The sequence below is a fragment of the Pseudomonas sp. genome (assembly GCF_028293835.1).
Lineage (GTDB): Bacteria > Pseudomonadota > Gammaproteobacteria > Pseudomonadales > Pseudomonadaceae > Aquipseudomonas.
The window spans coordinates 1-11,495 of the sequence record NZ_JAQGNX010000085.1 but is presented as its reverse complement, the minus strand read 5'-3'; the positions used below and the strand labels follow the sequence as shown (position 1 = coordinate 11,495).

The window sequence follows — 11,495 nt, the reverse complement described above, 5'->3', positions numbered from 1 at the left end:
CGAGCCGTGCACTGAGAACCTTGGCGAGTTTGTCTTGCTGTTCTTCGTTCAATGCAAAAGCACTGGTGACATCCACATCGACCGATTTTTCCTGCTCTGCCTTGTACAGCTCGAACAGTTCGGCGATCTCCGGCAAAAGCAGGAGACGGTCGTTTTCAGCAACGACGTGAATGAAATTCTGTGCCTTGACATCAAACTTGTCGCCACACACTTCTAAAAAAGTGGTGGCCTTGTCTGCGCTCGTCAGTCGCGGTGCCTTCAGCATCCGCTGCATTGTGTCGTCTTGCGACACAGCTGCAGCCAGGCCAAGCATGGCTGACCAATTGGCCAGTTGCTGGTGGGCCTGTGCGTGCTCGAAGGCTGCCTTAGCGTAAGGTCGGGCCAACGTGGTCAGTTCTGCCATGATCGCCCTCGCTTAAATTTCAGCAGCCAGTTTATTAACCAGCTCCGCGTGCGCGTTTTGATCGATTGTGGCACCCAGGATCTTCTCCGCGCCGTTGACCGCCAAGCTACCCAATTGGGCGCGCAGCGCGTCTTTGACGCCGTTCAGTTCCAGTTCGATCTCGGTCCGAGCCTGAGCCTTCACACGGTCAGCTTCGACAACGGCCTGTTCACGGGCTTCGTCGACAATCTGAGTACCGCGTTTCTTGGCTTGCTCAATGATCTCTGCTGCTTGAGCCTTCGCTTCACGCAGTTGATGACCCACTTTATCTTGGGCCAACTCCAGGTCGCGAGTTGCTCGTGTAGCAGCGTCAAGCCCATCCGCGATCTTCTTCTGACGTTCGTGCAAAGCAGCGATGACCGGAGGCCACACGAACTTCATGCAAAACAGTACAAAAATGAAGAACGCAACGGACTGACCAATCAGGGTTGCATTAATGTTCACGCCAACACCTCGCTCGTTCGTTGTCCATCACACCAATCCACTCGACAATTCGAGAGATTAGCCAGCGAGTTGACCAACGAAGGGGTTCGCAAAGGTGAAGAACAAAGCGATACCAACACCGATCATGGTCACGGCATCAAGCAGACCGGCAACGATGAACATTTTAACCTGAAGCATTGGGACCATTTCTGGTTGACGCGCGGCGCCTTCCAGGAACTTGCCACCCAACAGGCCAAAACCGATTGCGGTACCCAGTGCGCCCAGGCCGATCAGCAGTGCAACAGCGATAGCAGTTAGACCAACTACAGTTTCCATCTTTCCTCCCGACTTTTACGTCGTATTGGTTAGGTTTTTTAGATTTAAAGCGGTAAAACAAACTTGTTCACATCAGCCCTTGCGGGCACCCGACCGCCAAGACGGAAGGGTCATCAAGTCGCGCCAGGCGGGTCTTAATGGTTTTCTTCGTGAGCCATCGACAAATAGACAATGGTAAGCATCATGAAGATGAACGCTTGCAGGGTGATGATCAGGATGTGGAATACAGCCCACGCCCATTGCAGCACTACGCCCAGGCCACTAAGCCAGAGCAGACCACTGCCAAACATGACTGCGATCAGGATGAACACCAGCTCGCCGGCATACATGTTGCCAAACAGACGCAGTGCCAACGAAATAGGCTTGGCAATCAACGTCACGAATTCGAGCAGGAAGTTCACCGGAATCAGCAGCGCTTGCAGGAAAATGTTCTTGCTGCCAAACGGGTGCAGAGTCATTTCGCCGATAAAGCCGCCGACGCCCTTGACCTTTATGCTGTAGAAAATGATCAGCGCGAATACCGACAGGGCCATGCCCAAGGTAGCATTTGGATCAGTCGTCGATACGGCACGGAACGGAATGTGTGAGTCGCCAGTAGCGAGCATCGCCAAGTGAGGAATCCAGTCGACCGGTACAAGGTCAACCGCGTTCATCAAGAACACCCAGACGAAAATGGTCAGCGCCAATGGCGCGATGACCGCACTGCGTCCGTGGAAACTGTCCTTCACGCTGCCGTCAACGAACTCGATCAGCACTTCAACGAAGTTCTGCAAGGCGCCAGGCTGCCCTGACGTTGCCTTTTTGGCGGCCATGCGGAAGATCAGAATGAAGATCAGCCCCAATGCGACCGACCAGCCAAGGGTGTCAACGTGGAAAGCCCAAAACCCCATTTCCTTGGCTTGCGCCGCGTCATGAGCAAAACCCCAACCACTGGTTGGCAAATGACCAAAGGTCAAATTCTGCAGGTGGTGCTGGATATATGCCGAAGCTGTTTGCTCTGATGCCATGGTTGCCTCAAACGCCCTAAGGTCTCGAAAGTCTTGTTCTCATAAGCAGGGGGGAAAACCAGTTGACCAGTTGGATCAACATGAAAACGCCAAATACAGCCAGCGGCGCCAATGGTTTAACACCTGCAAACGTCAGCGCAAAAAGCACTGCCGTCAAAATTAGTTTGCCCGCCTCGCCAGCATAAAAAGACCGGACGATGGCTTGCGCTGCCCTGGCACCCGTAAACCGGAATGCTTTATGAGCAAAATACAAATTGGGCAGCCACGCTATCAGACCCCCACACAAGCCTGAGTACCCAGCAACGACACCGTGCCACTGCCATAACGCCAACGCTGCCAATAGCAGTACTGCACATTGGGCCAGTAATACTGGAAAAACTGCCAGGCGATGGAACGGCAGGCGTTTCTGCGTGCGGTTTTCCATCACAGCTGCTCCTGGTATGTCGGCCGCCAAAATCAATAACTTGGCATAAATTGTGCCGACAAAATGCGCGCAGAGTATAGGGGCGGTTAAGCCCCTATTCAACTGCCAGGTAGTGATTTCCGACTACTCGCTACAAAGCATTTGTTTCAACGAATGTGGGCAAGCACACCCTGCAACTCATCCAGGGAGTTATAACGGATAACCAGCTGCCCTTTACCCTTCTGGCCATGGCGAATCTGCACTGCAGACCCTAACCGCTCTGCCAGACGCTGTTCGAGGCGACTGATGTCCGGATCGGTTTTAACAGGTTCAACCGTAGCCGGTTTGCCACTCAACCACTGGCGAACCAACGCTTCGGTCTGGCGTACAGTGAGGCCCCGTGCGACAACGTGTCGCGCCCCCTCAACCTGCTGTTCTTCGGGCAATCCCAGTAATGCACGTGCATGACCCATTTCGAGATCGCCGTGGGACAACATCGTTTTGATGACTTCGGGCAATGCGATCAAGCGTAGCAGGTTCGCGACAGTTACCCGGGACTTACCCACAGCATCGGCCACTTGTTGCTGCGTTAACTGGAACTCCTGCTGGAGACGCTGTAGCGCTACGGCCTCTTCGACCGGATTCAGGTCTTCGCGCTGAATGTTTTCGATAAGCGCCATGGCAATCGCGGTTTCGTCCGAAACGTCACGAACCATCGACGGGATTGTTTCCAGGCCCGCCTGCTGGCTGGCTCGCCAACGACGCTCACCTGCAATGATCTCAAAACGATTGCCTGCGATTGGACGTACCACAATCGGCTGCAGGACGCCTTGGGCCTTGATCGACTGGGCCAGTTCTTCAAGCGCTTGTGGGTCCATGTCGCGACGTGGCTGGTATTTGCCGCGCTGGATCAGATCAAGGGGCAAATGCTGCAGTTCACGTTGATCGGCCTGAACGGCCTGCTCTTCCAACGCGCTAACGGTCGGACTGCTCAGAAGCGCATCCAGCCCACGTCCGAGACCTCGTTTCTTAACGGCCATGCGGATTCCTTAAGTTGCCTGAGCAGTACGTGGGTTGCGACGTTGACGACGAACCATCTCGCCAGCAAGGGCAAGGTAGGCCAAGGCTCCACGCGATGTTTTGTCGTACGCCAGCGCGGGCATGCCAAAGCTCGGCGCTTCCGCCAGCCGGATGTTGCGCGGTATGACGGTGTCGTACAGCTGATCGCCAAAGTGTTCTTTGAGTTGATCCGAGACGTCATTGATCAAGCTTAAGCGCGGGTCATACATCGTCCGCAACAGACCTTCGATTTTGAGCTGAGGATTCAGTAACTCGGCGATACGCTTGATGTTATCCACAAGGTCGCTCAAGCCTTCCAGCGCGAAATACTCGCACTGCATGGGAATGATTACCCCATCGGCTGCGACCAGTGCGTTCAAGGTAAGCATCGACAATGACGGCGGACAGTCGATGAGGATGTAATCGTAATTCTCGCGGATGGGCGCCAGCGCATTGCGCAGACGACTTTCTTTCATTTGCATTTCCAGCAAAACAACTTCGGCAGCGGTGAGGTCTCGGTTGGCAGGCAGTAATTGATAGCCGCCATGCTCTGAAAAATGCATGGCCTGAGTTAAATCACACTCTCCGATCAAAACGTCATACACCGAATGTTCCAGGGCGTGTTTATCCACACCACTGCCCATAGTGGCGTTGCCCTGCGGGTCTAAATCCACCAACAAGACGCGGCGCTTGGTCGCGACCAGCGACGCGGCGAGGTTGATGCAGGTGGTGGTTTTACCCACGCCCCCTTTTTGGTTCGCTATCGCGAATACCTTAGCCATTCTTGCTTGTGTTCCCAATCATGCCGTGCGGCGCAGTATCAGCAGATGGCGTTGGCCTTGGCAACCAGGAACAGTCAAGGCTTGTGCGCTATCGAGACGAAAATCTGTTGGTAATGCTACCAGTTCATCGGCGGGGTGCAGGCCTTTCATCGCTAGCCATCGAGTATCGGTGTCGCCCATGTGCCGGGTCCAACCCGTAAAGTCCGCAAGATTACTGAACGCTCGGGACACAATCCCGGTAAAGGGCAATGCAGGTTGAAACGTTTCGGCGCGGCTGTGGATAACTTCAAGATTGTCCAGCTTCAGCTCAAGCTTCACTTGAGTCAAAAATCGAGTTTTTTTACCGTTGCTGTCCAGAACCGTGACTTTCATTTCTGGAAACAAGATCGCCAGCGGAATGCCCGGCATCCCGCCGCCGCTACCGACGTCAAGCCAGCGTTCACCCGATATGAAGGGAACAACGCTCAAGCTGTCGAGCAAATGCCGCGAAACCATTTCGTCCGGGTCGCGCACAGCGGTGAGGTTGTAGGCCTTGTTCCATTTTATCAACAGGGCGAGGTAAGCCAGCAGTCGGCTGTGCTGGCTTTCGCTCAAATCGACGCCAAGTTCCTGAGCGCCACGGGATAATTCTTGGGCATGTTGCGAGGTAACCATAGAACTCAAGCGCTTTGCTCCAACTGACGGCCCGCGCCGCGTTTTTTCAAATGAATCATCAACAGCGAAATTGCTGCCGGGGTGACACCGGGGATGCGCGAGGCCTGGCCCAGCGTTTCTGGACGAGTTATCCCCAGCTTGCCTTGAATTTCTTTCGACAGGCCGGAAATACCAACGTAGTCGAGATCCGCAGGTAATTTAGTGTCTTCACTGGCGCGCAGACGAGCGATCTCGTCTTGTTGGCGATCAATGTAACCGGCGTATTTGGTTTTGATTTCCACTTGCTCGGCCACTTGGGGGTCGCTGCAGCCGTCACCCGTGATAGCGATCAGACTGGCGTAATCAACCTCAGGGCGCGTCAACAGGTTCAGCAAATTGTATTCGTGTGTCAGTGGTGTACCGAAATGTGCGGAGATCGCATCACCCTGTACGGTACCCGGACGCACCCACGTGCTTTTCAGGCGCTGCTCTTCCAACTCGATGCTTTCGCGCTTGGTGCAAAACGCGGCCCAGCGTTCGTCGTCGACCAATCCCAACGCCCGACCTTTTTCGGTCAGGCGCAGGTCCGCGTTATCTTCGCGCAGAATCAAACGGTATTCGGCACGAGACGTGAACATTCGGTAAGGCTCTTGCGTGCCCAAGGTGATCAAGTCGTCGACCAGCACTCCGATGTACGCCTCATCTCGCCGCGGACACCAGCTTTCTTTGCCCTGTGCGAGCAATGCCGCGTTGGTACCCGCGAGCAAACCTTGAGCAGCGGCTTCTTCGTAGCCCGTTGTGCCGTTGATTTGCCCAGCGAAAAACAGACCGCCTATAACCTTGGTCTCAAGGCTGTATTTCAAATCACGTGGGTCGAAATAGTCGTATTCGATTGCGTAGCCAGGGCGAACGATATGGGCGTTTTCCATGCCGCGAATCGAGCGTACAACCTGCAACTGGACGTCAAATGGCAGCGACGTAGAAATACCGTTCGGGTAAAGCTCGTGGGTGTTCAACCCTTCCGGCTCGATGAATACCTGATGGCTTTCCTTGTCCGCGAAACGATGGATCTTATCTTCGATGGACGGGCAATAGCGTGGGCCAACCCCCTCGATAACACCGGAGTACATCGGTGAACGATCAAGGTTGGCCGCGATGATTTCATGGGTTCGGGGGTTGGTGTGGGTAATCCAGCAACTGACCTGGGCAGGATGTTGTTCCTTGGAGCCCATGAACGACATCACTGGAATTGGCGTATCACCGGGCTGTTCGGTCATCACCGAAAAATCCACGGAACGGCCATCGATTCGCGGTGGCGTGCCTGTTTTCAGGCGGCCCACGCGCAGTGGCAGTTCACGTAAGCGTTGAGCCAACGCGATGGATGGCGGATCACCTGCGCGTCCACCCGAATAATTCTGCATGCCGATGTGGATAAGTCCACCGAGGAACGTGCCAGTGGTCAATACCACGGCATCCGCCAGAATACGCAAGCCCATTTGTGTCACAACGCCGCGGACTTGATCCTGTTCAACGATCAAGTCATCGCAGGCTTGCTGAAATATCCACAGGTTCGGTTGGTTTTCAATGATTTCGCGGATAGCGGACTTATACAAAATACGGTCAGCTTGGGCACGAGTAGCACGTACTGCGGGGCCTTTGCGGCTGTTCAGCACCCGAAATTGAATACCACCTTTGTCGGTAGCTATGGCCATGGCGCCGCCAAGGGCGTCGATTTCCTTTACCAAATGGCTTTTGCCGATACCACCGATGGCCGGGTTACAGCTCATTTGGCCGAGGGTTTCCACGTTGTGCGTCAGCAATAGGGTTTTAGCGCCCATGCGTGCTGATGCCAGTGCGGCCTCGGTACCGGCATGACCGCCACCGATGACGATCACTTCAAAACGGGAAGGGAAATCCACCACGCACCTCGTTCCTGCTCTTGAGATCAGGAAAAATAAAATTTGGACAGTCGGCAAGTATAAGGACTTACCCCCCTTGAAAGGAACCCGTTGCACAAAATTCGACCAGCTGTGAATGACTGGCGGTTATAGAAATTAAAAAGAAAGAAATTTATAAATCTTTGTTTTTATGTTTATTTCTACTGAGCAACCTTTCTGTGGATAGAACGCTGTATCCCTTTAAAACCAATATGTACAGAGGATCAAAACCCTGTGGTCATGTGGCAATAAGCAAGGTGGATAACCGGTCTAAGCCTGTGGATTAAATGACTACTTGTCCACAGGCGCGATTATTCTCAGGTTTCAGGCCTACTTATCAACCTAGCTGAGGGGCAGTTATACACAGAGCTTAATGTGTAAAAAAACCAAAGCTGGTCAAAAAAAAGACAAGAGAACGCGACCGAGACGGACATAATCCGCTCGGTAGCTCTTTTTTTCAGACGGGGAGGTTATTTACCGATGCAAAAGCTGGAAAAAATTCGACCCAAAAGGTCGTCGGAGCTGAATGCACCGGTAATTTCGCCCAAGGATTTCTGTGCTTGTCGTAAATCTTCGGCAAGCAGCTCACCTGCTCCCGCAAGCGTGAGTTGAGCCCTGCCGTGCTCAAGGGATGCGCTGGCATGTCCCAAGGCTTCCAAGTGCCTTCTACGAGCACTGAAGCTACTTTCAGACGTCTGCTCATAACCCATGCACGCTTTCAGGTGATCGCGCAGTAATTCCAGGCCTTCGCCCGCAGCCATTGCACTAAGGCTAATGGTGACGTGGCCATCAGCGCTGCGTTCTTGTGCAATGACGTCTCCGCTGAGGTCCGCCTTGTTACGAATCAGTGTGACCTTGGCCGGGTCCGGTCTATGTTCAAGAAACTCGGGCCACAAGGCAAAGGGGTCATTGGCTTCCGGGGCGGTCGCATCAACGACCAACAACACCCTATCAGCCTCGTTGATCGCTTTAAGGGCGCGCTCTACGCCGATTTTTTCGACTTTATCATCGGTCGCACGCAACCCGGCGGTGTCCACGACGTGCAACGGCATGCCATCGATATGGATATGTTCACGCAAAATATCCCGGGTGGTGCCGGCAATGTCAGTAACAATTGCCGCTTCTCTTCCCGCCAACGCATTAAGCAGGCTGGATTTACCTGCATTGGGCCTGCCGGCAATCACTACGGTCATCCCATCCCGTAACAACGCCCCCTGACCTGCTTCACGTAGCACTGTGGATAACTCCTCACGAACAGCATCCAGCATCGTTAACACGTGGCCATCGGCAAGGAAGTCTATTTCTTCTTCAGGGAAGTCGATCGCCGCTTCTACGTAGATACGCAGGCTTATCAATTTTTCGGTCAAGTTGTCCACACGCATGGAAAAAGCGCCCTGCAATGATCGAACGGCATTGCGCGCAGCTTGTGCAGAGCTGGCTTCAATCAGATCGGCAATCGCCTCCGCTTGGGCAAGGTCCAGCTTGTCGTTGAGAAAGGCTCGCTCACTGAATTCTCCAGGCCTGGCCAGCCGACTACCCAACTGCAAACAACGCTGCAGGAGCATGTCCATGACTATCGGACCTCCATGCCCCTGCAGTTCCAGCACATCTTCGCCAGTAAATGAGTGTGGACCGGGGAAGTACACAGCGATGCCTTCATCGATGACGTCCCCGTTTTCATCGTTGAAAGGACCGTAATGCGCATAACGCGGAGTGGGCGTACGACCCATTATTGCGGTAGCAGCGGCGCTCGCCAACGGACCGGAAATACGCACAATGCCTACGCCACCTCTTCCTTGGGCAGTCGCGATGGCAGCGATGGTTTCACGAAGCACGTTCATAACCAGGCTCTCTAGACAAATGGCGGATAGCAAAACGCCCCACGAGGGGGCGTTTGCACTACGTCTACTTATACACATGTATGCATAAGTTAGATCAAGCAGCCGCTTTGGTAGCCGCTTCAATCTTACGCGTGATGTACCACTGCTGCGAAATCGACAGGCAGTTGTTGACGACCCAATACAGAACCAGACCGGCAGGGAACCAAAGGAAGAAGAAGGTGAAGATGATTGGCATCAGCTTCATCACTTTTGCTTGCATTGGATCTGGCGGAGTCGGGTTCAATCGCTGCTGGATAAACATGGTTGCGCCCATGATGATCGGCAGGATGAAGAACGGGTCTTTGATCGACAGGTCAGTGATCCAGAGGATGAACGGAGCCTGACGCATTTCCACGCTTTCCAGGAGAACCCAGTACAGCGAGAGGAACACCGGCATCTGCACAACAATCGGCAAGCAACCACCCAACGGGTTGATCTTCTCTTTCTTGTACAGCTCCATCATCGACTGCGACATTTTCTGCCGGTCATCGCCATGTTGTTCTTTCAGAGCAGCCAGTTTCGGTGCTACAGCTCGCATGCGCGCCATGGATTTGTAGCTGGCGGCGGAGAGCGGAAAAAACAGCCCCTTGATCAACATGGTCAAGAAGATAATCGAGAAGCCCCAGTTACCCACCAGGCTGTGGATATGTTGCAGCAGCCAGAAAATCGGTTGGGCAATGAACCAGAGAATGCCGTAATCCACAGTCAGTTCAAGACCTGGGGATAACTCTTTCAGCACAGCCTGGCTTTTAGGGCCTGCATACAACGTGGCAGTTGCTTCACCTGTTGCACCAGCAGCGACGGACAGTGCCGGACCGGTAAAACCGATGATGTAATTGCCTTGAGAGTCTTTACGAGTCTGTACGACATTGCTGTCGGACTTGTTTGGAATCCACGCGGTTACGAAATAATGCTGCAACCAGGCAACCCAACCACCTTGTACAGTCTCTTTCAGCGACGCTTTATCGATGTCTTTCATCGATACTTTTTTGTACGGTTCCGCTGGAGTTCCCAGCGCAGCGCCCAAATAAGTCGCCGTTCCGGTTGCGGTGGTCGATGAAGGATCACCACTTGCATCACGTTTTAACTGAGCAAACAGGTTACCAGCCCATGGCTGGCCGCTCTGGTTATCAATCAGGTAAGTGACCTTCAAGTCATACAGGCCGCGCTTGAATGAAAAGCGCTTGATGTAATTGACGCCCTTGTCAGCAAACTTCAGATCGACAACCAAATCGCTCTGGCCATCGGCCATTTGATAGGTTTTCTGCGAACTGGTGTAAACAGGTCGACCTGCTGGTCGAGCGTCAGGACCGTTTGCGCCGGTCAGCCCGCTTTGCGCGAGATAAATACGTTCGCCGCCGTTGTCGAACAGCTGAAACGGAATCTCCGGGTGATCTTGACGACGTGGATACAGAGGAAGACGCAACTGAGCAATGTCACCACCCACCGGGTCGATTTCCAGATTAAGAACATCTGTTTTTACCTGGATGAGATCTTTGCTGGTAACGACTGGCGTTTCTATAGGTGCAGCGGTTTCACCGTTGGCACTAGGAACATCGGCACTTGCAGACGCATTTGAACTCAGCGCCGTATCCGGAATGACCGGTGCGGTAGTGCTGGCAGCAACATTCTGAGTCGGCAGGGCAGCCTGACCGTAGTCTTGGTTCCATTTCAGAACCCCGACATAAGTCACGATTGCCAGTGCGGCGATCAGGATCGTGCGTTTAATATCCATGATTACTCGGCCATCGAAGAGGAACGGGAGGTGGGAACAGGTGGAACCGGGTCATAACCACCGGCATTCCACGGATGACAGCGACCTAAACGACGAAAGGTCAGCCAGCCACCGCGTAGAAGGCCATGACTTTCGATGGCTTCATACGCGTAGCAGGAACAGCTGGGGTAGAAACGACAGTGACTGGCCATTAGCGGGCTAATGGCATAGCGATAGAACTGGATCGGAACGAGTGCCAGCTTACGCATCTGAACTGTCTACCCCTACAGTTTCGGTTTTAACCGCTGAAGCCGGCCGGCTGCGTGCCAGGCGTTTCCAGAGTTTGCCAAAATGCTGAATCAATTCGGGGTTTTCTACTTCACCCAAACCTTTGCGCGCGACAATTACGATATCCCAGCCAACCAGATCATCCTGGTGCTGGCGAAATGATTCGCGCATTAGGCGTTTCAAGCGATTGCGTTCAACGGAGAGTTTGACGCTCTTTTTACCGATCACTAACCCCAAGCGGGGATGATCCAGGTCGTTGTTACGCGCAAGGAGCAGGAGATTTTTCCCCGGAACCTTACCGGTGGGGGAGTCAAAGACTGCCTTGAAATGCCGGGGTGTCAGCAAACGCTTTTCCCGACTGAAGTCCTGACTCACCACCCGTACCGGTTTATCAAACTGCCAGACGCTTACGGCCTTTGGCGCGGCGACGCGACAGAACGGCACGGCCGTTTTTGGTAGCCATGCGTGCACGGAAACCGTGGGTGCGGGCGCGCTTGATAGTGCTGGGTTGGAAAGTACGTTTCATGGCGTGTTACCTGGTTCGTCCACAACGGGCCGGAATGGCCCCCGTTTTAAGAGACCGGGGATTCT

The 11,495-nt window shown here is 53.8% G+C and carries 14 protein-coding genes; all 14 read right to left on the bottom strand.

Features of this window, described 5'->3' with window-relative positions:
• Positions 1 to 403: F0F1 ATP synthase subunit delta (locus JWR17_RS10670; protein ID WP_299830957.1), on the bottom strand; the 403-nt coding region annotated here is incomplete at its 3' end.
• Positions 404 to 415: 12 nt separating this feature from the next.
• A complete protein-coding gene (locus JWR17_RS10665) occupies positions 416 to 886 on the bottom strand; it encodes a F0F1 ATP synthase subunit B (protein WP_299830955.1) in 471 nt (156 codons plus the stop codon).
• Between the two features lie 57 nt (positions 887 to 943).
• On the bottom strand, positions 944 to 1,201 hold the full coding sequence (atpE, locus tag JWR17_RS10660; RefSeq protein ID WP_002555987.1) for a F0F1 ATP synthase subunit C: 258 nt from the start codon (positions 1,199 to 1,201) through the stop codon (positions 944 to 946).
• 134 nt (positions 1,202 to 1,335) lie between these two features.
• Complete coding sequence (gene atpB, locus JWR17_RS10655) at positions 1,336 to 2,208, bottom strand: F0F1 ATP synthase subunit A (protein ID WP_299830954.1); 873 nt, start codon at positions 2,206 to 2,208, stop codon at positions 1,336 to 1,338.
• 16 nt (positions 2,209 to 2,224) lie between these two features.
• Positions 2,225 to 2,632, bottom strand: a complete 408-nt coding sequence (locus tag JWR17_RS10650) for a F0F1 ATP synthase subunit I (protein WP_299830952.1) — start codon at positions 2,630 to 2,632, stop codon at positions 2,225 to 2,227.
• Positions 2,633 to 2,778: 146 nt separating this feature from the next.
• Entirely contained in the window at positions 2,779 to 3,651 is an 873-nt protein-coding gene (locus JWR17_RS10645) for a ParB/RepB/Spo0J family partition protein (protein ID WP_299830950.1), read from the bottom strand.
• A 9-nt stretch (positions 3,652 to 3,660) separates the two neighbouring features.
• A complete protein-coding gene (locus tag JWR17_RS10640; RefSeq protein WP_299830948.1) occupies positions 3,661 to 4,452 on the bottom strand; it encodes a ParA family protein in 792 nt (263 codons plus the stop codon).
• 18 nt (positions 4,453 to 4,470) lie between these two features.
• The gene (rsmG, locus tag JWR17_RS10635) at positions 4,471 to 5,106 is read right to left on the bottom strand and encodes a 16S rRNA (guanine(527)-N(7))-methyltransferase RsmG (RefSeq protein ID WP_299830958.1); all 636 of its coding nucleotides are present in this window, start codon (positions 5,104 to 5,106) and stop codon (positions 4,471 to 4,473) included.
• 5 nt (positions 5,107 to 5,111) lie between these two features.
• Positions 5,112 to 7,004, bottom strand: coding sequence for a tRNA uridine-5-carboxymethylaminomethyl(34) synthesis enzyme MnmG (gene mnmG / locus JWR17_RS10630; protein ID WP_299830947.1), 1,893 nt, complete (start codon positions 7,002 to 7,004; stop codon positions 5,112 to 5,114).
• Positions 7,005 to 7,492: 488 nt separating this feature from the next.
• On the bottom strand, positions 7,493 to 8,863 hold the full coding sequence (mnmE, locus tag JWR17_RS10625; RefSeq protein WP_299830945.1) for a tRNA uridine-5-carboxymethylaminomethyl(34) synthesis GTPase MnmE: 1,371 nt from the start codon (positions 8,861 to 8,863) through the stop codon (positions 7,493 to 7,495).
• A gap of 94 nt (positions 8,864 to 8,957) precedes the next feature.
• Positions 8,958 to 10,637, bottom strand: coding sequence for a membrane protein insertase YidC (yidC, locus tag JWR17_RS10620; protein ID WP_299830943.1), 1,680 nt, complete (start codon positions 10,635 to 10,637; stop codon positions 8,958 to 8,960).
• Between the two features lie 2 nt (positions 10,638 to 10,639).
• Positions 10,640 to 10,885, bottom strand: a complete 246-nt coding sequence (yidD, locus tag JWR17_RS10615; protein ID WP_299830942.1) for a membrane protein insertion efficiency factor YidD — start codon at positions 10,883 to 10,885, stop codon at positions 10,640 to 10,642.
• Positions 10,878 to 11,279, bottom strand: coding sequence for a ribonuclease P protein component (gene rnpA, locus JWR17_RS10610; RefSeq protein ID WP_299830939.1), 402 nt, complete (start codon positions 11,277 to 11,279; stop codon positions 10,878 to 10,880). The genes yidD and rnpA overlap by 8 nt, the downstream gene beginning before the upstream one ends.
• A 16-nt stretch (positions 11,280 to 11,295) precedes the next feature.
• On the bottom strand, positions 11,296 to 11,430 hold the full coding sequence (gene rpmH, locus JWR17_RS10605; RefSeq protein WP_002551315.1) for a 50S ribosomal protein L34: 135 nt from the start codon (positions 11,428 to 11,430) through the stop codon (positions 11,296 to 11,298).
• Positions 11,431 to 11,495: the final 65 nt, after the last annotated feature.

Excerpts from the sequence above, each read along its gene's own strand:
- yidD (WP_299830942.1), bottom strand. The coding sequence starts at position 10,885 with ATGCGTAAGCTGGCACTCGTTCCGATCCAGTTCTATCGCTATGCCATT.
- JWR17_RS10650 (WP_299830952.1), bottom strand. The coding sequence starts at position 2,632 with ATGGAAAACCGCACGCAGAAACGCCTGCCGTTCCATCGCCTGGCAGTT.
- JWR17_RS10640 (WP_299830948.1), bottom strand. The coding sequence starts at position 4,452 with ATGGCTAAGGTATTCGCGATAGCGAACCAAAAAGGGGGCGTGGGTAAA.
- mnmE (WP_299830945.1), bottom strand. The coding sequence starts at position 8,863 with ATGAACGTGCTTCGTGAAACCATCGCTGCCATCGCGACTGCCCAAGGA.
- atpE (WP_002555987.1), bottom strand. The coding sequence starts at position 1,201 with ATGGAAACTGTAGTTGGTCTAACTGCTATCGCTGTTGCACTGCTGATC.
- rsmG (WP_299830958.1), bottom strand. The coding sequence starts at position 5,106 with ATGGTTACCTCGCAACATGCCCAAGAATTATCCCGTGGCGCTCAGGAA.
- yidC (WP_299830943.1), bottom strand. The coding sequence starts at position 10,637 with ATGGATATTAAACGCACGATCCTGATCGCCGCACTGGCAATCGTGACT.
- JWR17_RS10645 (WP_299830950.1), bottom strand. The coding sequence starts at position 3,651 with ATGGCCGTTAAGAAACGAGGTCTCGGACGTGGGCTGGATGCGCTTCTG.
- rpmH (WP_002551315.1), bottom strand. The coding sequence starts at position 11,430 with ATGAAACGTACTTTCCAACCCAGCACTATCAAGCGCGCCCGCACCCAC.
- atpB (WP_299830954.1), bottom strand. The coding sequence starts at position 2,208 with ATGGCATCAGAGCAAACAGCTTCGGCATATATCCAGCACCACCTGCAG.